At 70.8% G+C, this 22,507-nt stretch carries 15 protein-coding genes and 1 pseudogene; 5 read left to right on the forward strand and 11 right to left on the reverse strand.

Annotated elements, in window-relative coordinates; translation table 11 throughout:
• Positions 1-4: 4 nt before the first annotated feature.
• The 4 genes from staMA to ACZ9QC_RS36195 form a co-directional block, all read right to left on the reverse strand.
• Positions 5-835: a 3'-O-demethyl-4'-N-demethyl-staurosporine methyltransferase StaMA gene (staMA, locus tag ACZ9QC_RS36180; RefSeq protein ID WP_472916936.1), complete on the reverse strand. Its 831-nt coding sequence runs from the start codon at positions 833-835 to the stop codon at positions 5-7.
• A 100-nt stretch (positions 836-935) separates the two neighbouring features.
• Positions 936-2,195 (reverse strand): cytochrome P450, encoded by a 1,260-nt coding sequence (locus tag ACZ9QC_RS36185; protein ID WP_472916937.1) that lies wholly within the window; start codon positions 2,193-2,195, stop codon positions 936-938.
• A 39-nt stretch (positions 2,196-2,234) separates the two neighbouring features.
• The gene (locus ACZ9QC_RS36190; protein ID WP_472916938.1) at positions 2,235-5,597 is read right to left on the reverse strand and encodes a ferritin-like domain-containing protein; all 3,363 of its coding nucleotides are present in this window, start codon (positions 5,595-5,597) and stop codon (positions 2,235-2,237) included.
• Entirely contained in the window at positions 5,594-7,108 is a 1,515-nt protein-coding gene (locus ACZ9QC_RS36195) for a flavin monoamine oxidase family protein (protein WP_472916939.1), read from the reverse strand. The genes ACZ9QC_RS36190 and ACZ9QC_RS36195 overlap by 4 nt, the downstream gene beginning before the upstream one ends.
• Before the next feature lie 412 nt (positions 7,109-7,520).
• Here ACZ9QC_RS36195 and ACZ9QC_RS36200 point away from each other — a divergent pair, with 412 nt between their 5' ends.
• The 4 genes from ACZ9QC_RS36200 to rfbB all read left to right on the forward strand — a co-directional run bounded on the left by ACZ9QC_RS36200 (position 7,521) and on the right by rfbB (position 12,619).
• The gene (locus ACZ9QC_RS36200) at positions 7,521-8,780 is read left to right on the forward strand and encodes a glycosyltransferase (RefSeq protein ID WP_472916940.1); all 1,260 of its coding nucleotides are present in this window, start codon (positions 7,521-7,523) and stop codon (positions 8,778-8,780) included.
• Between the two features lie 74 nt (positions 8,781-8,854).
• On the forward strand, positions 8,855-10,030 hold the full coding sequence (locus ACZ9QC_RS36205; RefSeq protein WP_472916941.1) for a cytochrome P450: 1,176 nt from the start codon (positions 8,855-8,857) through the stop codon (positions 10,028-10,030).
• Between the two features lie 487 nt (positions 10,031-10,517).
• Positions 10,518-11,582 carry a glucose-1-phosphate thymidylyltransferase gene (locus ACZ9QC_RS36210; protein WP_472916942.1) on the forward strand — a complete coding sequence of 355 codons (1,065 nt, stop codon included), beginning with the start codon at positions 10,518-10,520 and terminating at the stop codon, positions 11,580-11,582.
• Complete coding sequence (gene rfbB, locus ACZ9QC_RS36215) at positions 11,579-12,619, forward strand: dTDP-glucose 4,6-dehydratase (protein WP_472916943.1); 1,041 nt, start codon at positions 11,579-11,581, stop codon at positions 12,617-12,619. The genes ACZ9QC_RS36210 and rfbB overlap by 4 nt, the downstream gene beginning before the upstream one ends.
• On the opposite strand, the gene ACZ9QC_RS36220 is transcribed toward rfbB, so the two are convergent.
• A complete protein-coding gene (locus ACZ9QC_RS36220) occupies positions 12,530-15,262 on the reverse strand; it encodes a helix-turn-helix transcriptional regulator (RefSeq protein WP_472916944.1) in 2,733 nt (910 codons plus the stop codon). The genes rfbB and ACZ9QC_RS36220 overlap by 90 nt on opposite strands.
• A gap of 1,485 nt (positions 15,263-16,747) precedes the next feature.
• Between ACZ9QC_RS36220 and ACZ9QC_RS36225 the strand changes: the two are divergent.
• Positions 16,748-16,968 (forward strand): annotated as a pseudogene (locus ACZ9QC_RS36225) (IS21 family transposase); the annotation flags it as partial.
• 72 nt (positions 16,969-17,040) lie between these two features.
• Here the strand turns inward: ACZ9QC_RS36225 and ACZ9QC_RS36230 are convergent.
• From ACZ9QC_RS36230 to ACZ9QC_RS36255, 6 genes are all read right to left on the reverse strand, one after another.
• Positions 17,041-17,391 carry a DUF4326 domain-containing protein gene (locus tag ACZ9QC_RS36230; RefSeq protein ID WP_472916945.1) on the reverse strand — a complete coding sequence of 117 codons (351 nt, stop codon included), beginning with the start codon at positions 17,389-17,391 and terminating at the stop codon, positions 17,041-17,043.
• A 25-nt stretch (positions 17,392-17,416) separates the two neighbouring features.
• The gene (locus tag ACZ9QC_RS36235) at positions 17,417-18,229 is read right to left on the reverse strand and encodes an SGNH/GDSL hydrolase family protein (RefSeq protein WP_472916946.1); all 813 of its coding nucleotides are present in this window, start codon (positions 18,227-18,229) and stop codon (positions 17,417-17,419) included.
• A gap of 185 nt (positions 18,230-18,414) precedes the next feature.
• On the reverse strand, positions 18,415-19,431 hold the full coding sequence (locus ACZ9QC_RS36240) for a hemolysin family protein (protein WP_472916947.1): 1,017 nt from the start codon (positions 19,429-19,431) through the stop codon (positions 18,415-18,417).
• Complete coding sequence (locus tag ACZ9QC_RS36245) at positions 19,428-20,765, reverse strand: hemolysin family protein (RefSeq protein ID WP_472916948.1); 1,338 nt, start codon at positions 20,763-20,765, stop codon at positions 19,428-19,430. Before ACZ9QC_RS36245 ends, ACZ9QC_RS36240 begins: the two co-directional genes overlap by 4 nt.
• Positions 20,766-20,963: 198 nt before the next feature.
• Complete coding sequence (locus ACZ9QC_RS36250; protein ID WP_472916949.1) at positions 20,964-21,389, reverse strand: GNAT family N-acetyltransferase; 426 nt, start codon at positions 21,387-21,389, stop codon at positions 20,964-20,966.
• Between the two features lie 174 nt (positions 21,390-21,563).
• A complete protein-coding gene (locus ACZ9QC_RS36255) occupies positions 21,564-22,481 on the reverse strand; it encodes an LLM class F420-dependent oxidoreductase (protein ID WP_472916950.1) in 918 nt (305 codons plus the stop codon).
• Positions 22,482-22,507: the final 26 nt, after the last annotated feature.

The following is a 22,507-nucleotide window of genomic DNA, read 5'->3' on the forward strand; positions in this document are numbered from 1 at the left end:
CCGGTCAGGACCGCTGCGCGGTGATCAGGACATAACCGGCGTCCGGATGCCCACCGAAGGTCTCCATCAGGTCGGCCGCCGCGTTCATCTGCTGCGCCGCCCCGGCGTCGAGAGCCCCGGCGAGACTCCGGAACGCGGCGGCGGCATGCCCGTAGCTGGCGCGGACCTGCTCACCGATGTCCGTCAGCTCCAGCAGTTCCCAGCCCGCCTCCGCCAGTCGCGCGTGGTGCTCGTCGGGTGTGTTGATCCCGGCGATCTCGTACATCCGCAGCATCCCGTCGAGCACCACCTCGTCGGCGCCGGTGAACGGCTGTCGCTGACACAGGTCGGCGATGACGAGCCGGCCGCCGGGGCGGACGACACGGTGGATCTCCTTGAGCGCGGGTGTCTGGTCGGGCAGATGCAGCAGCGACTCGATGGCGAACGCGCCGTCGAAGGAGACGTCCTCGAAGGGGAGATCCATGGCGTCCGCCAGCCGGAAGGAGACCCGGCCCCCGGCATCGGACTCCACCGCCCGCTCGGCCGCCTCGGTGACCTGCTGCTGGCTGACGGTGATCCCGGTGACCCGGACGTCGTGCGCTCCGGCGATCCTGAGAGCCGGTACGCCGATGCCGCAGCCCACGTCCAGCAGATGCCGGTCGGGGTGGAGCGCGAGGCGCTCGGCGACGAGATCGGTGAGCCGGTCGGTGGCCTCGGAGATCGGCACCTCGGGGTCGTCGTCGTCCCAGTACCCCACGTGGATGTTGCCGCCCATCGCGGTGCTGGCGCCGGCGTCGGCGAACTGGTCGTACACCTCACCGACCGAGTCGGCGGTGGTGTCGGACTGCTGCGTCATGGCTGTGCCTTCCTGCTGGTGCGGGCCGAGAGGGCCCGGGTCGAGAGGGCCGAGGCCGAGGGCGGCCAGGGGTCACACGGAGTCGTGGAGTCGCCGCCGGTCACCCGGCGTCGGGCAGGTCGAGGAGGAGCCGCGTCGGGCCGTGGAAGACCATGTCGTCGGCGTACTCGACCTCGTGGGCTCCTCGGCCGAGGTCGGGGATACCGTCCAGCAGGGCCCTCAGGCCGATCTCGGCCTCGGCGCGCGCCAGGGTCGCGCCGAGGCAGTAGTGGATTCCGAGGCCGAAGCCCAACTGCCGTTCGGCGGCGCGGTGGACGTCCAGCACATCGGGATCCGGGAAGCGCGCCGGGTCCCGGTTCGCAGAGCCCAGCAGGGCGACCACCCGGCTGCCGCGTGGGATGTCGTGGTCGCCGAGCCGGATGTCCTCGTACGCCCAGCGCGTCACCGCCTGTACCGGCGGGTCGTACCGCATCAGCTCTTCGACGGCGGCCGGTGTCGACTCGGGTGTGGTGCGCAGCTCGTCGAGGACGTCGTGGTGGGCGCGCAGGGTGAGGACCGCCTTGGCGAGGAAGTTGGTGGTGGTCTCGTGGCCGGCGGTGAGCAGATGGACGCAGGTGCCGACGATGCCGTCCACGCTCAGCTGTGATCCGGTGTCCCGGGCCCGGACGAGGAGGGTGAGCAGATCGTCGCGGTCGTCGCCGCCGCGCCGGTCCACCTCTCGCCGGAAGTAGCGGGTGAACTCCTGGGAAGCCGCCTCGGCCCGTGCGTAGCCGCGGCCGTCGCGCGACCGGGTGGTGCTGGCCTCCTGGAGGGCCACCGCGTTGGCGCGCAGCCAGGTGTGGTCCTCCTCGGGGATGCCGAGCAGTGCGGAGATGACGAGGATGGGGAGGGGCGCCGCGAAGCCCTCGACGAGATCAGGTCGGCGGTGTGCTCGGAGCCGGTCCAGGAGCTCGCTCGCGAGTTCGGCGATGCGGGGGCGCAGGCCGGTGACGATCGAGGGGGAGAACTCGGTGGTGAGCAGGGAGCGCAGTTCGGTGTGGTGCGGGGGGTCGAGGAACACCAGCCAGTTCTGGACGACGGTCCGCAGGGCGCGGTGCTCGGCCGGGATCGGGACGGGCGCGGTGTCGGGGCCGGTGTCGCCGGAGGCCACGCGGGCGTTGCGGCCGAGCCGCCGGTTGGACAGGACGCGGACCACGTCGTCGTAGGTGAACACGTAGTAGGTGTCCGGCTTTCCGGGGCCCGACGCGGTGCGATGGACCGGGGCGTCCTCCCGGTAGCGCCGGTAGACCGGGTAGGGGTGGGCGATGTCCTCCTTGTCCCAGCCCATGAGGTCGAACCGCGGCAGCGTCGCGGATGGCATGCGTCTCCTTCGGTCGGAAGTGCTCGGCCGCAACAGGCCCTAACGGCTCGGCGGGCGGAAGTGGTCGGCCCAGAAGGCGCTCATCTCCGCCACGCGTGGGGGGACGAGCGGATGCTTGGCGCACCGCGCCGCGAGGTCGTCGAGGCGGCGGGCGATACCGCGTCTGGCCACGTCCGGCCGGGAGACGGGCGCGGGCTGCTCGGGCAGTTCGAAGGAGGGTCCGGCGGTCATGCCCCGGCGCCCCGACGGCATGGTGACGAGCAGTTCCGCCAGCGGCCGCATCAGGCCCGTCATCATGTCGATCGCCCCGTTCATCAGGTCCGACCGCCGCAGACTGGCGTCCGGGCACTCGCCGAAGTGCTGGGCCATCAGCTGCAGCGCCATGAAGTAGGCGCGATCGAACAGCTCCATGACGGCGCGGGCGTCGGGGTCGGTGACCGTCTCCATCGCCGGGTTCCCGTGCCCGAGCGTGGGGTTCCGTACGACGGGGTAGGCCGGGTTCCAGCGTTCGCCGCCCGGCCGTCCGCCGAGCGTCGGGGCGCCGCGCAGCAGGTCGGAGATGCGCAGGAACGCGTGGTAGTGGGACGTCTCGTCGGCGCGCGGGTCGAGGACGCCGCCCTCGCCCTGTTCGGTGATGACGTCGATCGCGAACAGTGCGCTGGAGAGATCGTCGACCTCGAGCTGGTAGTCGGGGTGGCGCCGGTTGAGGGACTCGCGCAGGAAGAGATGGTGTTCGCCGCCTCCTCTGCCCCTGTCGACCAGGAAGAGGCCCGGGAGGCTCTCCAGCCCCTCCCGGATGTCCGCGTACAGCTCGCTCAGCGAGGCGTACGGGTGCCGCTCGTCGTACGCGGCGGGGGACGCCGGAGCGTCGCCGCGCCGGACCTCGTCGACGAGGTCCTCGGGCCGTTCGATCTGTACGAACCGCTCCACGCTGCCGGGCCCCAGGCGCTCCAGGGCGAAATCCAGCGGGACGGCCAACCGTTGGTTGACGGTGCCGAAGTCGATCCGGGGCGCGTGGAAGGGTTCGCCCACTGCCATGAGGATGTTGTTGACGAGGAGGAAGTGGATCATCTCCTCGCGGGCGATGGTCAGCAGCATGCTGCGGATGCCCTCGTCGAGGGTCTCCCCGCCGTCACCGCACGCGAGCCGCAGTTGCCCGGGCGTCCACAGGCCCCGTCGTACGTACTCCGCGCCGGCGCCATGGGTGGGTATCGAGTAGGCGGCGTACAGGTACTGGAGCATGACGGCGAGTTCGATCGCGGCGGCGTCGCGCAGCACCTCGACGAGTCGACCGCGTGTGGTGATCCGCCGGCCGCCGCGCCCGACGGCCGGCGTCGTCAGCAGTACCTCGTCGGGCTTCTGCTGGGCCCGCAGGAACGTCAGCAGGAGACGGGCCTTGGGTGCGGACAACTCCCGCGTCGGCGGCATGTAGTACGTCCTCGCCTTGTTGCGCGGGTCGCACATCTGCCAGATCAGCTTGGCGTACGTCTCCACCTTGCAGCGGTCCGCGAGGCTGAAGACCTCGGCCTTCATGAACGAGTGGACGTGCTCGTAGTAGGCGAAGACCTCCCGGTAGACCAGGTCGAAGGTGACCTCGTCCTCGCCGATACCGGCCAGCCGCCAGTCGTCGGGCAGCACCCGCACCGACAGGTGTCCGGCGCCGGGCCAGTAACCGAGCGTGTTGTCCTGGTCGTGGCCGAGGGCGGCGGAGCCCGGCGTGTCCGGGTCGCACGGCACGTCGTCGGGCCCGGTGGACAGCAGGACGCGGGCGGTACCGGCCGTCGCACCGCGCAGGGTCAGCCATCCCCGGCCCTCGTCGTCCGTGCTCAGGAGGCAACCGTTCGACCACGGTCCGTCGTCGTCCCGCCGTCCCGCCCGCAGCCGGACGATGTCCACGTCGGACGACCGGGCCTCGGGGGCGCTCGCGATCGGATCGCGGGGAAGCGCCCGGGGGTTGAAGAACTGCCGTACGCCGATCTCGTCGACGGCGGCCGGACGTCCCCGTACGAAGGACCGGACGAGCACCTCGACGTCGTGCTCCGCGTCGGCCGTGTCCCGGGGGTGCTCCAGGATGAGGGAGGCGTCGTCGACCTGGACGTTGATCTCCTTCTCGACCAGATGGACGACCGGGCCGTCGGGTCCGGTGCCCAGCAGGCGCAGTGCCTCGTGGGCGGCCTCGTGCGCCGGCATCTCGGCAGGCACGGTGACCAGCCCGCCGGCCAGGGCGTACGCGTCCCCGAGATAGGCGTGCCGGGGCAGTCGGGCGACCAGCCGATCGGTGTCCGCCGTACGCAGTTCGAGGTCACCGAGGTCGAGCGGTGCGGCCTCGGGGCGGCCGTCGCCCGCTGTCCGGTCGGACGTGGGCAGCGCCGTGATCATGTTGAACGTGGCGTGGTCGTCCGCCAGCCGCACGGTCAGGTTGTGCAGACCACGGACGGCGAGGTGGTGCGGCCCATCGGTCGCCCGGCGGTCGGACGCTCGACGCTCGGTCGCCCTGCGGGCCGCGTCCCTGCCGTCGGTCTCCCGGTGGCCGGGCGTCAACAGCCGTCCCGCCGGATAGGTGCGGGTCTCGTGCGGGAGCCAGGGGGCGATGGTTCCGCGCAGCCGTAGGCGGCTCGGGCGGTCGGGGGCCTCGGGGGCGGCCCGGTGGCTGAGCGCGAACTGCACGACGAGACCGCCGACCCCCTCCGTGGCCACCGTGTCCCGCAGCCGCCGTACCGCCGGTGAGGCGTCGGTCCCGTCGAACCAGGTCAGTTCGTCGTCCTCGGACGCCACGAACTGGTGGACGACGGACCGGCGCAGACGTTCGGCCAGCCAGTGCCCCTCGGCCTCCCCGAGGTCGCGCACATGACCGGGGTTGTGCCATCTCGGCGGTTGGAAGCCGTGGACGGTGCCGGTCAGCAGGTAGCCGACGTCGTGGGAACGTCCGTCGCGTCCGAACCCGAACTGTCCCACCATGAGGGTCGTGGTCCACTCGGAGGCCGGGTCGAGGTCGAAGACGCGGGCGCGGTTGACGGTGGTGGCGAGGTATTCGTTGTAGTGCCCCCACATGTCGACGCTCCGTCCCACCACGGGGTCGGCGGTGTCGAGTTCGCCCGCGCGGCACTCCACGCCGACGATCCGGGCGTCGACGGCGAAGTGTCCGTTGCCGGCGAAGTCCTCGCCCTTGGCCTCGATGAAGGGCCCGTCGGGCGCGGGCCGGCCGGTCGTGTCGTAGCGGGGGCCGAGCCGGTCGAGGTGGTCGTGGTACTCGGCGGGCGGGCGGTGGGCCGGGAAGGGCCGGCCGTCGGCCGTGAGGGCCGTGTTGGTGGCCAGGTCGACGAGGCCGCTGCGGGCGCCGGTGGGCAGGTGGGTGGTGGCCGTGCCGGCGAAGTGCAGCCGGGGCAGGTCGAAGACGCTCACGCCGACCGCTCCGAGCGGCTGAGGCGGGAGGCGGCGAAGACGCGGCTGGCGCGCGGCTCGTACCACTCGATCTCGTGTGCGGCGTCGATCGCGGACTCGATGGCCCCCTCGATCCAGGCCGGCTTGGAGGAGCAGTGCTCGCCGGCGAAGAACAGGCCCTTCTGCGGTCGTGCGCACTCACGGCGCTCGGCCTCGCGCAGGGCGGCCTCCTGGCCCCAGCGGACGGTGGCGGCGCCCCGGGACCATCGGCGGGCGCCCCAGTCCCGGCCCGCGACTGCGAGGACCATGCCGGGCCTGCGCAACTCGGGGTGCATCACGCTGAGTTCCTTGGTGACGAGGGCGTCGCGCTCGGCCTCGTCCATCCGGGCCAGGGCCTCGGCGTCCGGGCCGATGGTGTAGCTGGCGAGGAGGACCGCGCCGAGGGCGGGGTCGCCCTCGGTGGGCGGGTAGTAGGTCTGCCGGACATGGCCGCCGGTGAAGGAGGCGCCCCCGCTGATGCCGTCCTTCTCCCAGAAGGGCTCTCGGCAGTGGAAGGCGATCTTCGTCGCCGGCCAGTACTTGGTCTGGTGGACGATGTCGAGCTTGTCCTGGTCGAAGCCGGTGAGCCGCAACGTCCTCAGGACGGTGAACGGGATGGTGCACACCACGTAGTCGCACGTTCTGGTGACCGTCCTGAGGCCCTGTCGGACGGTCAGGGTCACGGTGTCGTCGTGCACGTCGATGCCGGTGACCTCCTGGCCCAGGGAGATCTTCCCCCGGATACGGGAGGCGAGCCGGCGGGGCAGTTCGTCCATGCCGTCCTTGAGCCGCACGATGCTGGAGCTGGTCTCGTCCAGCACGTCGTCGAGGAAGCGTTCGAGCCGGGGCGGGCAGGACGCCCGTACCCGGGGATGATCGGCGAACAGGGCGTGCAGATCGATCCTGTTGCGGGCGGTGCCACAGCGATAGGGCGTCAGATCGATGTCGTCCACGAGATTCAGCAGTTCCACGCCGATGTCGCTGTGCAGTCCGTCGTAGAACTGGCGTGGGGCGATGGCCCGGATACTGGCATCCAGCCAGGCACCGAACAACAGGGTGTCCTGGCGGTAGTGCGCGCTCGGCAGTCCGGTGGCGAATTCGTCCACCAGCGTGTCGTGTGCCTCGCGCACCCGGAGGTATCCGGCGGAACTCGGCAGATATGCGGCGTCGTCGGAGAACAGCGTCCGGAATTCCCGTACCTGGTTCTGCAACCCGAGTTCGGCGATGTAGTGCATGGTCAGCCGGTGTCCGGCGGGGATACGCATGGCCCCCATCTCGGCGAACGGGCCGGGCTCACCGGCACCGGAGAAGCGGTGGGTGTGAATGCGGCCGCCTATCTCGTCACTGCCTTCGAGGATCTGCACGTGATGTCCGAGGCGTTCCAGTTCATAGGCCGTCACCAGGCCGGCGATACCGGCGCCGATGACGGTGACCTGCTTCGGTCCGCCGATGGCGTCGTCCGGCCCGTCACTGTCCTGCAAGGGTGCCGTCACAGGTTTCCTCCAGTAGGCGAAGTCCGAGGCCGGGGCATGTCCTGGATGAACGCGGGGCCTTTCCTCGTTCCGGGAAAGGGCGATGCGGGGAATGTGCTCCGGAGGCAATCCTTCGTCGTGCCCCGGCGCCTTCGTATCCCCCGGCGGACCTGCGCACGCATGGTTCGACGGGCCGTCGGCCCACGTGATCGGCGCGGCAGGGCGGTGTCACCCTGCGCGAGTACGTGGGGTTTTGCCGTCGCCGCCGTTCCAGCCGCCGGGCGAGGCGATGCTGGCGTGCGTGTCAGGTCGATCCGAGCCCGCTGGACCATCGGGCCGACCGGCGCGATCGGTGATCACGAGACCCCTCGCGGAGGCGACGTTGACGCGTGTTTTGATCGCTACCACCCCGGCACCGGGACACGTCGTGAGCATGCTGGAGGTCGCATGCGAACTGGCCCGGCGCGGCCACGAGGTGCGGTGGTACACCGGACGGGCCTTCCAGCAGCAGGTGGAGCGGGCCGGGGCGCACTTCGAACCCATGAGCCCCGAGCTCGACTTCAGCGGCAGAAGCCGCGAGGAGGCGTTCCCCGAGCACGCGGGGCTGAGCGGAATGGCGAACTTCAAGATCGGCGTCCGGGACATCTTCTACCGGACCGCGCCCCGCCAGATGGACGACCTGTTGAAGGTCCTCGAACGGTTCCCGGCCGACTGCATCCTCGCCGACGACATGTGCTACGGCGCCTGCTTCGTCGGCGAACGCACCGGTATCCCCTTGGCGTGGCTGGCCAACTCCGTCTACATCCTGGGCAGTCGGGACACCGCACCCCTGGGCCGGGGGCTCGGACCCAGTTCGTCACCGCTGGGCCGGGTGCGCAACGCGCTGCTCCGGTTCGTCTCCGACCAGGTGGTGATGCGGGACATGCGCCGGGAGGCCGACCGCGTCCGGGCCCTGGTCGGCCTGGATCGGCTGCGCTCCTCCGCCATGGAGAACATCGCCCGCCCGCCGGCCCTCTATCTGCTGGGTACCGTGCCGTCCTTCGAGTTTCCCCGCAGCGATCTGCTCCCCGGCACCCACTTCGTGGGCCCTCTCCTCGGACTTCCCCCGGAGCACTTCGACCCGCCCGCCTGGTGGGAGGACCTGGACGGCGACCGCCCGGTGGTGCTGATGACCCAGGGCACCACCGCCAACGACATCGACGGGCTGCTCCGCCCGGCCGTGCGGGCCCTGGCCGACCAGGAGGTCCTGGTCGTCGTCACCACCGGCAGCGACCTGGACGTCGAACGGCTACGGCCGCTGCCGGCGAACGTGCGGCTGGAGCGGTTCATCCCCTACCACCATCTGCTGCCGCGGGTGGACGCCATGGTGACCAACGGCGGCTACAACGGCGTCAACGCGGCCCTCGCCCAAGGGGTGCCCCTGGTCGTCGTACCGGGGTCGGAGGAGAAGCCCGATGTGGCGGCGCGGGTGGAGTGGGCCGGTGCCGGTGTCGTCCTCGAACGGCGGCCCGTGTCCGAGGCCGACCTGCGTGACGCGGTGACCACGGTGCTGCACGACGGGAGCCACCGACGGCGGGCCCGAGCGCTGGCCGAGGAGCACCGGAGCGTCGACGCACCCCGACGAGCCGCCGATCTCATCGAGTCCATGGCCGGTTCCCAAGGCCAGATCCCCACCGGAGGTATCACACGTTGAACGCCCATACGAAGACGACGGACTCGACGGAACAGGCTGAACCGACCGGCTTGTCGGAAGCTCCCCTGACCGACATGCCCGTGGATCCGGGTCCGTTCGACTGCATGCCGGAGCTGCTGGCCGCCGCGCGGGTGGCGCCGGTCGTGCGTATCCCCTACCTGGAGGAGCACGCCTGGGTGGTGTGCGACCCGGAGTTGGTGCGGACCGCGCTCACTCATCCCAAGATGGCCAAGGACATCACGCTGGTCCCTCGGTTCATGCGCAAGCCGGGCCTGATGGTGGGGTCGCAGCCGCCCCCGGAGTATGCCCGGGCCATGATCATGAGCGATGGCGAGGACCACGCCCGCATCCGCAGGGTGCACCAGCCGGTGCTGAGCCCGCGCAACACGGAACGGTGGGGCGAGCGGGTCGGTGTCAAGGTGGGCGGCTTCCTGGACGAGCTGGAGCAGTCGCGTTCCTCGGACTCCGCCGAGGTCGACGTGGTCACGGACTACACCCACCGAGTGCCGCTGGCCTTCATCTCCGAGATGCTCGGGCTGCCCCTGGAGGCCGAGCGGCGGCTGCGCAGCATCACCGACGTCATGCTCTACTCCTCCGACTACCCGGCCCGTCAGGAGGCGGTCGGCGCGCTGTTCGGGGCCGTGGAGAGCTGGGTGCAGAACCCCGCCCCGCTACGGGACGGCGTCATCACGGGCTTCCTCGCCGCCGCCGACGGGCCGGACAAGGTCACCGAGGGCGAGGTGATCGTCTGGACCGTCGGCATGATCATCACCGGTTACGAGACGACGGGCAGCCTGATCTCCGCATCGCTGTACGAGGCGTTGCGGCGACCGCCCGAGGAGCGGCCGGGGACCGACGAGGAGATCAAGAGCTGGATCGAGGAGGCCCTGCGGGTGCACCCCCCGTTCCCGCATCCCACCTGGCGCTTCCCCACCGAGGACATCGAACTCGGCGGATACCTGATCCCGAAGGGTGCCCCCGTGCAGGTCAGCATCGCGGCGGCGAACCGGAGGCCGGGCGAGGGCGCCGACAGCTTCGAGGCGGCCCGGGGCGGCCACGGCCATCTCAGCTTCGGCCTCGGTATGCACTACTGCATCGGTGCATCCCTGGTCCGGCTGGAGGCGCAGATCGCGGTACGGGAGTTCCTGCGCCGCTTCCCGAGGGCCCGGCTGAGCACCGGTTCCTCCGTCGAGTGGGAGTCGGAGTGGATGATCCGCCGACTGAGCGCCCTGCCCGCCGTACTGAACTGACGGCCACGGCCGTACACCGACGTGCCCTGCCCCTCACCGTCGAGGGTCAGGGCACGTTCGTGTGCGACGGGGCGGAACGGAGGGGCGCGGTCGGCACGGCGTGGGCAGTCGGAGGCGATCGCGGTCGCACCGGCGTACCAGGTGGTGACACGCCGTCTCCCGCGCGATGGTGCCGGCTCCGCGACCGCCTCCGGGTCCCCTGGGGGAAGCGCCAGGATGCCACTCGGGCGGGCGGGAGGGGGCGAGCCGGTCCTGAGTCCACGTGGTCGCGTGGGCTGCGAGTGCGGCGTTGTGCGGGAACGTCGGGCCCGGCACCGGCAAACCCACCCGTGGAGGCCGCCTCCAGGGGATGTGCGGCTTTCCGGCGTTCACCAGCATGGATCACGTATCCGGTCCTTCCACGGACAGTTGGGGAGATGATGGCTCCTACCTTTGAGGCCGAACCGCAGGGACATCCCTTTGCGGCGGACGTACCGCGGGGGCGTCGATGAAGGCGCTCGTGCTCGCCGGCGGCTCCGGCTCCCGGCTGCGGCCGATCACGCACACCTCGGCGAAACAACTTGTGCCCGTCGCCAACAAGCCGGTGCTGTTCTACGGACTGGAGTCGATCGCCGAGGCGGGCATCCGGGAGGTCGGCATCGTGGTCGGCGACACGGCCGCGGAGATCGAGGCCGCGGTCGGCGACGGTTCCCGGTTCGGCCTGGACGTCACCTACCTGCCTCAGGAGGCACCGCTGGGTCTCGCCCACGCCGTGACGATCGCGCGGGACTATCTCGGCGACGACGACTTCGTGATGTACCTCGGTGACAACTTCATCGTCGGCGGCATCGGCGCTCTCCTGGACCGTTTTCGGGTGAGCCGACCGGACGCCCAGATCCTGCTGACCCGGGTGTCGGACCCGCGCGCGTTCGGTGTGGTCGAACTGGATGCCGACGGCCGGGTGATCGGGCTGGAGGAGAAGCCGGAGCACCCCAGGAGCGATCTCGCGCTGGTCGGCGTCTACATGTTCAGCGCCCGCGTCCACGACGCCATCAGCGGCCTCAAACCTTCCTGGCGGGGCGAGCTGGAGATCACCGACGCCATCCAGGAACTGATCGACTCGGGCTGCAGGGTGGAGTCGACCCTCGTGTCCGGTTACTGGAAGGACACCGGCAACGTCGCCGACATGCTGGAGGTCAATCGCCTCGTCCTGGACGGTGTCGAGGCCGACTGCTCGGGAGTGGTCGACTCCAGCGAACTGGTCGGTCGGGTGGTGATCGAGGAGGGCGCGACCGTCACCGGTTCCCGCATCGTCGGCCCGGTGGTGGTGGCCGCCGGATCCCGTATCCAGGACTCCTACATCGGCCCGTTCACCTCGATCGACAGCGGCTGCTCGGTCATCGACAGCGAGGTCGAGTACTCGATCGTGCTGCGCGGGGCGTCCATCGTCGGCGTACGCCGCGTCGAACGCTCTCTCATCGGACGCGAGGTCGAGGTGACGTCGACGCCCCGCATCCTGCGCTCCCACCGTCTCGTCCTCGGCGACCACAGCAAGGTGCAGGTGGCCTCATGAAGATCCTTGTCACGGGAGGCGCCGGCTTCATCGGCTCCCATTTCGTACGCTCCTACGCCGACGAGGACGAACTGACCGTCCTCGACAAACTCACCTATGCCGGCAATCCGGCCAACCTGGAGCCTGTCGAGGGCCGCTTCACCTTCGTCCACGGCGACATCGGCGACGCCGGTCTCGTCGCCGAAGTGCTTCCCGGCCACGACCTCGTCGTCAACTTCGCGGCCGAGTCCCATGTCGACCGGTCGATAGCCGACGCCGACGAGTTCGTCCACAGCAACGTTCTCGGTGTGCAGACCCTGATGCGGGCCTGCCTCGACGCCGGCACCCCACGCGTCGTCCATGTCTCCACCGACGAGGTGTACGGCAGCATCGACACCGGCTCCTGGAACGAGACGGCCCCGTTGAATCCCAACTCCCCCTACGCGGCGGCCAAGGCGGGTGGCGATCTGATCGCCCTGGCCCACGCCCGCACGCACGGCCTCCCGGTGAGCATCACGCGCTGCGGCAACAACTACGGGCCGTACCAGTACCCCGAGAAGCTCATCCCTCTCTTCGTGACCAACCTCCTGGACGGCCTGACCGTCCCGCTCTACGGCGACGGCGGCAACGTACGCGACTGGATCCACGTCGACGACCACTGTCGAGCGATCCGCCTGGTGGCCGAACGGGGCGAACCGGGCGAGGTCTACCACATAGCCGGAACGGCCGAGCTGACGAACAGGGACCTCACGACCCGCCTCCTGAACGCCCTCGACGCCGACTGGCGAAGCGTCGAACAGGTGCGGGACCGCAAGGCCCACGACCGCCGCTACTCCCTGACCGACGCCAAGCTGCGGGCCCTGGGCCACAGGTCGCGGATCCCCTTCGAGGAGGGCCTCATCGAAACGATCGAGTGGTACACCGACAACCGCGCCTGGTGGGAACCCCTGAAGAAGCGCACCCCGCCCTCACGCCCTCAACCGGATCAGCGCGGTGCGCGATCTGATTCCCAACTTCCGGTAGATCTGGCGCAGATGGAACCCGACCGTGTGCGGTGAGATGAACAGATGCCGGGCGGCCTGCTGATTGGTGAGCCCTCCGGCCACCAGCTCGGCCACCTTCCGCTCGGTCTTGGTCAGGCTCTCCCACCCGGACACCGGCCGTTTCGCATGCGTCCAGTGCCGCCGTCGCACACCCAGTGCCCGCAGCCGCGCCCGCACCCGGGCGGCGTCCCGCTCCCCGCCGAGCGCACCGAAGGCACTCATCGCCCGGTCGAACTCACTGATGGCGGCCTCGTGCTCCCCGCGGTCGAGGAGCAGCCCGGCGTGGTCCTCGGCCGCGGTCGCCTGTGCCCAGGGATTACGGTGCAGCCGCCCGGCCCGGTCGAGTGCCTCGGCGTCCCCTTCGGCGAGCGCCCGGGCGTGCATGGCCATGGCCACCACCGAGGGCACGCACTGGTTGCGTCCACGGAGGTGCTCGGTCGCCTCGATCACCGTCGAGACGAGGTCGGGCCGCTCGGCCGCGAGAGCGCACCGTACCCACCAGGCCGCCGCGGCCGGATCCTCCAGGACGACCTCGCGAAGCGCACCGTTCTGTGCCCCGATCTCGGCCAGCACCTCCGTCGCGGCCTGCTGGTCGGCCTGCGCCTCGGCCAGTTGCGCGTTGAGCAGCAGCCGCGCGCCCCACCAGGGGCTGGAGGCGTGCTGGGGGAAGTCCTTCTCCAGGGTCGTGATGTGCTCCTCGGCCTGGGCGAGCTCCCCGCGGCGCAGGGCCACGGAGGCGAGAACCAGCCAGGCCTGCGGGGCGAGCATCGGCACAAAGGGACCGTCGGTGCCGACCCCGAGCTTGGCGTCGTCCTCTGCCTCGTCCAACCGGCCCTGTGCGAGGTTCAGTTGGGCGCGGAGCACGCAGGGGACCGCGGTGGTCAGCGTGCCGTGTTTCGAGGCGATGTCGGTGGAACCCTGGATGACGGCCGCCGCCTGCTCGTACTCGTCGGTCCTCGCGAGGGTGAAGGCCAGGAACCAGCGGGGGTCGAGGATCGGCGCCTCGTCGTCGGCGCGGTCGAGAGCGACCGCCTTGCGCAGGGTGGCCACGGCCTCGCCGACATCGCCGGCGCGCCACTGGCCGAAGGCTTGGAAGGTCATCGCGCCGACCTGTACGGCGCCGGCGTGGCGGTCGGGTGCGCCGAGGATCTGGTGTGCGCGCTGGACGGCGGTGACGTCGCCGGTGAGGTAGGAGGCGGCGAGGTGGGCGACGATCGCCTCGCGGTGCTGCGCCCCGCCGTGCTGCAGCGCGAGCGCGTCGCCTGCGGCTCGGCGGGCGAGTGGGGCGTTGCCGACGAGCAACAGTGCGGTCGACATCGAGGCCCGCAACGCGGCTACGTCCTCGACGAGCTCCGGCGGCAGGGGGGCGGCGAGGCGGGCTGTTTCGTCGACGGTGTCCTTGGCCAGGGCGATCGCGTGGTCCAGTCGGCCGGCTCTGGTGAGCGCTTCGACGGCGGTCCGTGCCAGTCGCACGCGTTCGGCGGTGCCGGGGTCCAGGAGCTCCATGGAGCGGGTGGCGAGCGAGGCGGCTGTGGACGGGTCGGCGAGCAGGAGTTTGCGGGAGCCCTCGGCGATGATGCGCAGTTCGTCCGTGTTGCCGGGTTGGGCGACGTGGACCAGTTGGAGGGCGGCGCGCTCGACGCCCTCGGGGCGCGACAGCAGGATCTTCGCGGCCTGCCGGCGCAGCAGGGCGAGCACCGGGGGCGGTACGGAGTCGAGCAGGACCCGCCAGATCGGCTCGGTGCGGAAGGCGAGGTCGCGTTCGCCGCAGACGAGCAGGCCCCGGTCGATGGCCTCGTCCACGGCCGCGAGCAGACCGACGGGTGCTTCGTCGAGCAGGGCCGACAGGTCTTCCGGTGCGAACGGTGATCCGAGGACGGCGGCCAGTCTGAGCGCCTTCAGGGTGGGGTCCGACAGTGTCCTGAGGTTTTGCTGGACGGTCGCGGAGAAGCGTTTCGGCACGGGAGCGGGCACCGGGAGGCCCCACCCGGCCGAGGGGCCGCGGGGTGGGGCGGGCTGTAATCGGGATGTGCCGTCGATCAGGCACAGGTCGTCGTCCGCCGCCAGGCCGCGAATCAGCTCGATCACCGAGCGCGGAGTGGCGTTGACGCTCTCCGCGAGGGCGAGGAGAGCCGGGTCGGGGGTGGCTCCCGTGTGGTCGGCGACCAGCCGTGCCAGCGCGTCGCCCTCGATCGGTCCCAGCTCCCGCACGTGTTCCACCGGGAGGCTGGCGCGGAGTCCGGCGAGAGAGGTCCGCAGGTGTTCCTGGGGTGGGGCGTCGCATTCCGTGGTGAAGGCGAGCAGCCAGAGGATCGGGCGTCCTCTGAGGACGACGATGAGGTCGTTCAGCGTCGTCAGTGCGGGGAGTCCCGCGAGATGCAGATCGTCGATGACGACGGTGGTGCGGGTGCTCCCGGCACCGGGGAGCCGTGCCCGAGCCGCCTCGATGACGGCCCCGGGGGTGGAGTCGGGCCCGGCCGGGGCGGCGCCCAGCACCATGAAGCCGTCGCTCTCGGCGAGCGAGGCCGCTTCCCCGAGGAGGCGGGTCTTGCCCGCGCCGGGAACCGCCCCCAACACCAGCACCGTGCTCCGCCCGGTGCTCGCGACGGCGCGCAGCTGCGCGATCGTCTGGGCCAGTTGGTCTTCCCTGCCGTGCACTGCTCCCCGGGAAATGGGCTGTGTGTGAACTACGCTGAGAACCGGATTCTCGCACTTCGCCATTGCCGACCGTGAACAGCTGTGCATTTTCTCCCTCATCGACCAGAACTTCGCCGTCCGATTTTGATATCCGATCACAGTGCTCGCCCGAAGGGCAAGACCGCCCAAAGACTCCCTCCTTACCGCACTGACGGCGTCCGGAATCGTCTGGATACCGCTGGGAAGAATGCTCGGCGGAAATGAGCAACGAGATGGCCGGAAGTGATTCATTGCCGGTGGGTGTCCATCCCGCGTCGGCTCCCGGACCCCGACGGCGCGGACCTGCGATTGTCCGGAATCCACCGGCAACCTGACGTGAACATGCAGGTAACGGGTCGAGGTGCGGCAGACGTACAACACGGTCATCCGCGGCACGCACGTTATGCGCGCGCGTGCCGACGTCCCGCTCCGGCTCGACCACCATCAGGTCCTGACCGGTTCCGCCTTTGTGACCGGAGGGGAAACCGCGACGTGGAAAACGATCCGCAGCTTTTCAGGCAGCGGGCCGACCGTCACCCGGCGCGACCCCGCACGCGCCGCAACGAACTCGGCCACCGGGCCACCCTCGACCCGATGGAGGCCACCGGATGAACCAACCGGAACGAAACCCGGCGGGAGCGGCCCCGCTGAGATCATCGTCGTGCCCGCAAGGCGACCGGGGACCTCTGCCCCGGCGGCCTCCTTGCTGTTGTTCCCGGGAAGGAGACGGGGCAGGGGTGGTTCCTGCAAGCCCGTAGGAACCCCCCTGTGTCGGGGGTTGGCGCAAATCGCGTACACCGTGATGCCGACGGTGGAGGAGCCGTTCTGACGGCCAGCCGCGATCCAGCCGCACCCGTCATTCGTGGGGAAACTCCCGATCAGCACGGCACCGTTGCCCCGGGCCTCGGCAGCCGCCGCCGACAACTTTCTTGCCCGCCGGGCAGTTGAGCGTCCGACGCTGGAAGTCGGGCACGTTGGCGTTGGGGAACTGAACGATTTGGTGCCCGTCCACGGCCGCGGCCCGCGTCGGCGTCCTGGCCGCGGAGCCTGGCCGGCTGCGGTCTCGCTGGTGGCGGCCTGGGCGGCCCAGCCGGCCGCGGATACCAGGGCCAGGGCCAGAATGCCCGCGCCGATTGTCTGCTTGCCTCGCATATCTATGTCCCCTCGTTTTGGGAGACTCCTTCCAAACAGGAGCATCCTCGACTGGCTGCTTAATCTTGCGAATCGATCGTGCTAAGTGTGCGTAGAATCCCGGCACATCACCTGAGGAAAGACTGAGCAAAGTCTGAGGGGCATTGTCGGGTTGAGCTGGAGCCGTTTCCGGTCAGGGCCCCGGCGTTTGCCTGAAGGCGGCCATGGCAAGCTCCCCGTAGGCGGCCACTTACCGCCCCACTGGTGGCCACGGGACTTCCCGCGCACGGCCAGATATCTCCCCGCTCGCATTGGATGCGTCCCGCTCGGCGAGGCTCGGTGGCCTGCCATGTGAAGTTGCGGGCCGCCGGCCAGTACCCCGACCAGCGCCGTCAACGGGCCCCCGCGATCGACGGCCATCTACCGAAGATCGAGGAACTGCTGGTCCGTTCGCACGGCAAGATCCGCGCGGACGTGGTGCACAAGAGGATCGTCGCGACGGTCTTCACCGGCGGGGAACGCACCCCCGCCGCACCGTTGCCGAGGCGAAGGCCCAGAGGCACGACGAGCAGTGAGCCGTCGGGGGAGGGGGAGCTTCGGAGGAACCCGTGAAGAGGAACCGCCGGTGCCTAGGCGGAGGACTTCGTGCCGTCGGCCAGCTCCGCCAGGATGTCGCCGTGGCAGGGTTCGGGCGCGCACCAGCAGGCCAGCGTCTTCCCGCGCAGCTCCGGGACGAGGGCCATCAGCTCGGGGTCGGCCGTCACATACTCCCGGTACTTCGCCAAGACCTCGGCCCGCGTCCCGTCGCGCTTCCTCTTCTCGGTGTCGTACTGGAAGGGGTTGAAGAGCGGGTGCCGCGGCAGGTCCCAGTGGCCCATCGTCCAACGGCGGCCGATGTAGACGAGGTCGCTGGGCGCGTACTCCAGCCGGGGGCCGAAGTCGCGGATACGGCCCTTGAGGTTGATCACGGTCGTGGTCACAGGCGCCTCCCGGTCGGACGGGTCCTTACGCTAGTGGGCCCTCGTACGGCAGCAACTCGGGCCGTTTGGCCGGCATACCGTCGCCCGAGGAGCGGCCCGTGAGACGGCGCCCTATCCACGGCAGCAGGTACTGCCGGGCGAAGCGCGCGTGGGCCACCTGGCGGGCCGTCCAGCCGGGTGGCGGGGTGACGGGCATGGGCGTCCGCCACTCCGGGTCCTCCGCCTCGTGGCCGAGGGCCTGCCAGACCGCCTCGGCGACCCGGCGGTGCCCCTCGGCGGTCAGGTGCAGCCGGTCCACGTCCCACATCCGGGGGTCGCCCAGCGAAGGTGCGCCGTAGAGGTCGACGACGAGGGCGCCGTGCCGGGCGGCCAGTTCGTCGACGCACGCGAACAGCTCCTCCATGCGCGGCCGGAAGCGCTCCAGGAAGGGGCCCTGGCGGCCGGGGCTGCGCATCAGGACGAGCTGCTTGCAGGACGGGGCGAGGCGTTCCACCGCCTCCTCCAGCAGGCCGCGCACCCGGCCCATGTCGCACTTGGGCCGGAGCGTGTCGTTCAGGCCGCCGACCAGGGTGATGACGTCCGCCTCCATCGCGGCCGCGACCTCCACCTGCTCGGCGACGATCTGGCCGATCAGCTTTCCGCGCACCGCGAGGTTGGCGTACCGGAAGCCGGGCGTCCGCGCGGCCATGCGGCCCGCGAGGAGGTCGGCCCAGCCCCGGTACGTACCGTCGGGGAGGAGGTCGGACATGCCCTCCGTGAAGGAGTCGCCGACCGTGACGAGGCTGGAGTGGGCGGGCCCGGAGTCGGTGGGGCCGGAGCGGCTGGGATTCGTCTGCATGGCGTCGGAAATGGTACCGCGTGCACATACCCAGCGGTCGGTCACCCTGGTTGGCGGTTGGCGGTTGGCGGTTGGCGGTTGGCGGTTGGCGGTCGGCGGTCCCGGGGCCACCGGTGCCTCCGTCTCCGGTCGCCGGAGGGGGAGGCACCGGCCGGTTCCGCACAGCCGCCGAGGGGACGGCCCGCTCAGACGGCGGGCTGCCCGAACAACTCCCTCAGGACGTCCTCCATGGTCACGATGCCCGCGAGCCGTCCGTCCTCGCCCAGCACGGCCGCCAGATGGGTCCGGCTGCGGCGCATCGCGGTGAGCACGTCGTCCAGCGGTGTGTTCTCCCGCACCCGGGCGATGGACCGCATGTCGCGGACGGAGAACGGCACGTCCCGAGGGGTCGCGTCGAGCGCGTCCTTCACATGGAGGTAGCCCACGATCCGGCGTCCCTCGTCGACCACGGGGAAGCGGGAGAACCCGGACTCGGCCGACAGCCGCTCCAGTTCCTCGGGAGTGACCCCCATGCCCGCGTAGACGACCCGCTCCAGCGGGAGCACCACGTCCCGCACGGGCCTGCGGCCCAGTTCCAGTGCGTCGCGCAACCGCTCCTGCGCACGGTCGTCGATGAGACCGGCCTCGCTGGAGTCCGCGACGAGACGGGCCAGCTCGGTGTCCGAGAAGGTCGCCGTGACCTCGTCCTTCGTCTCGATCCGCATCAGCTTCAGCAGCGTGTTCGCGAACGCGTTGACCGTGAAGATCACCGGGCGCAGCGCACGCGACAGCGTCACCAGCGGCGGACCGAGCAGCAGGGCGCTGCGCACCGGCTCCGCGAGGGCGATGTTCTTCGGCACCATCTCGCCGAGCAGCATGTGGAGATAGGTGGCGAGCGTCAGGGCGATCACGAACGAGATCGCGTGGCCCGCGCCCTCCGGCACGCCCACCGCGTGGAACAGCGGCTCCAGCAGGTGCTCGATCGCGGGTTCCGCGACCACACCGAGCACCAGGGTGCACAGCGTGATGCCGAGCTGCGCGGCCGCCATCAGCGCGGACACGTGCTCCAGCCCCCACAGCACACTGCGGGCCCGGCGGTCGCCCTGTTCGGCGTACGGTTCGATCTGGCTGCGGCGTACGGAGATCAGGGCGAACTCGGCGCCCACGAAGAAGGCGTTGACGACCAGCGTCGCGAAGCCGATCAGCAGCTGGACGGCGGTCATCGGGTCTCCTCCTCGTGCTCCTCGGCGGTCGCGACCGGCGCGTGCAGGAGCACTCGCGCGGCCCGGCGCCCTGCCGCGTCCACCACGTCGAGCCGCCAGCCGGCGACCTCCACGGTGTCCCCGGCGGCCGGTATACGGCCCAGTTCGGTGGCGACGAGGCCCGCGAGCGTCTCGTACGGCCCCTCGGGCGCCCGCAGGCCGACACGGGCGAGCTGGTCGGTGCGGGCCGAGCCGTCGGCCGAGTACAGCTCGCGGCCGTTCTCGTCGGTGCCGACGGGGGCCAGGTCGGGCGTCTCGTGCGGGTCGTGCTCGTCGCGGACCTCGCCGACGACCTCCTCGACGATGTCCTCCAGGGTCACGACGCCGGCGGTGCCGCCGTACTCGTCGATGACGACGGCCATGGTGCGCTTGCCGGAGAGCCGGTCGAGGACCCGGTCGACGGTCAGCGACTCGGGGACGAACAGCGGCTCGCGCAGCAGTTCGGCGACGGAGGTGCGCAGCCGGCGCTCGGCGGGCACGGCGAGAACGTCCTTGATGTGCGCGGTGCCGATGACCGAGTCGAGGCTGCCGCGGTAGACGGGGAAGCGGGACAGGCCGGTGGCCCGGGTCGCGTTCGCCACGTCCTCGCAGGTCGCCTGGGCGTCGAGGGCGATGACCTGGACGCGCGGGGTCATCACGTTCTCCGCGGTCAGGTCGGCCAGGTTGAGCGTGCGCACGAACAGCTCGGCGGTGTCCTCCTCCAGGGCGCCCTCCTTGGCCGAGTGCCGGGCGAGGGCCGCCAGCTCCTGGGGGCCGCGCGCGGAGGCCAGCTCCTCGGCGGGCTCGATGCCGAAGAGCCGAACGAGACGGTTGGCGGTGTTGTTGAGGTGGGTGATGAACGGCCGGAACGCGGCGCTGAACCAACGCTGCGGGTTCGCCACCTTCTTCGCCACCGGCAGCGGCGCGGAGATCGCCCAGTTCTTGGGCACCAGCTCGCCGACGACCATCAGCACGATGGTCGACAGGGCCGTACCGATGACGAGGGCAACGGAGCTCGACGCGGAGCTCGGCACGCCGACCGCCTCCAGCGGGCCCGCGATCAGCTTGGCGATGGACGGCTCGGCGAGCATGCCGACGACCAGGTTGGTGACGGTGATGCCGAGCTGGGCGCCGGAGAGCTGGAACGTCAGGTTCCGTACGGCCTTGAGGGCGCCCGCGGCGCCCCGTTCGCCGCGCTCCACGGCTCGTTCCAGCCGGCCCCGGTCGACCGTGGTCAGCGAGAACTCGGCGGCGACGAAGGCACCACAGATCAGCGAGAGCAGCACCGCCACCAGAAGGAGGAGCACTTCGGTCATCGGGTCACCTCCGTCCCATGGTCGGACAGAGGCGGGAGGAATGCGCGACGTCGGGCACCGGTGCCGGTGACACGTCGGGCGCCGGTGCTGGTACTGGGAGGCTCGCCCATGGGCGGACGCTCACAACCTTTCCGTAGAGGTTGACGGGTCCACCCATGGTAAAGGATCGGCAAAGGCGTGTCGGTCCCTGGACGGCCGTCAGTCCCCGAGCGGCTTCACCCATCGCCGCCACTTCTCCTCCGGCGCGTACCCGGCCGCTCGCCAGGCATGCTGGGCCGTCTCGTTGCGGACGAGCACCATCGCGTCCCCGCGCCGCCCGCCGAGCCGTACGAACCGCTCCTCGGCGGCGGTGAGCAGCGCCGAACCGATGCCCCTGCGGCGGCGCCCGGGGTCCACCGCGAGCCGGTACAGATGGCATCGCCAGCCGTCGAAGCCGGCGATGACCGTGCCCGCCAGCTCTCCGTCCAGTTCGGCGAGGATCAGCGACTCGGGGTCGCGGGCGACCAGTCGCTCGACGCCGTCTCGGTCGTCACTGATGCTCGTGCCCTCGGCGGCCGTCTTCCAGAAGGCGAGCACGGCGTCGAGGTCGTCGGGCGTCGCGGCCCGTATACGCAGGTCGGTCATGATCGGATCCCACCACGGGGGCCGCCCGACGACCTGGAATTCCACGATCCGGACGAAAGCCGACCCACCGGGGGAGCGCTGCCTCGTCGCCCGGCGACCGCCGCCGACCACCGCGAGGAGCCCTGAGCGTGGTCGCTCTGCAGCGTGGTCGTCCCGTCCGCGCTGCCGCCCGTCTCACCTGCCCCGCAGTGCCTCGATCACCTTCGCGAAGGCCTCCATGTTCGGCTCCAGGACGGTCAGGTACGAGAACCCGTACCGCTCCCGCTGCGCCAGTACCTGGTCGACGATCTCCTCCAGCGTCCCCAGCAGGACCAGCGGCAGCCGCAGGGCCTGCTCCTCGCTGAGGTTCGGCAGATGACCGAGCCACGGCCGCACGGCGGCGGCGCGGTCCTCGGTCAGCCCGACGATCTGGATCAGCAGGTTGAGCTCCGCGGGTTCCTTGCGTCCGGCGGCGAACTCCCGGTAGCGGCCGACCCGTTCGTCCAGCTCCTCGGCGGTCAGCGGTTCCAGCTTCCCGCCCGCGACCGTCCGCGCGCCGGTGAACGCCGCGATGTCCGCGTGCTCGGCGGTGGCGCGCAGCATCCGGTCACCGTTGGCGCCGATCAGCAGCGGCACCCGGGGCCGCTGCGCGGGGCGCGGCATGGGGGTCCCCCCGCTCGAGCGCAGCCGTGAGTGGGGGAGGTCCTCGGAACCGAGGAGCCGGTCCACCTCCTCGATCGTGCGCAGCAGATGGTCCACCCGCTCGCCGGGCGACCCCCACGGCAGACCCGCCTTCTCGTGCTCGGCGGGCACGTATCCGGTGCCCAGTCCCAGCTCCAGCCGTCCGCCGGTCAGCGCGTCCGTGGTGGCGACCTCGCGGGCGAGCAACGTCGGGTTCCAGAAGCCCGCGTTGAGCACGAAGGTGCCGAGCCGCGGCCGCTCGGTCGCCTCCGCCGCGGCCACCAGGGAGGGGAACGGGGCCGGCATGCCCAGATGGTCGGGGACCAGGATCACGTCGTAGCCGAGCTGTTCGGCGCGGCGACACTTCGCGCGCCACTCCCCGGCCGACGTGGGGCTGAGCAGGCTGACTCCGAAGCGGAACGGGCGCGGCATGAACTCTCCTCACTGGCAAGGGACTT

Source organism: Streptomyces sp. HUAS MS02 (genome assembly GCF_055702265.1).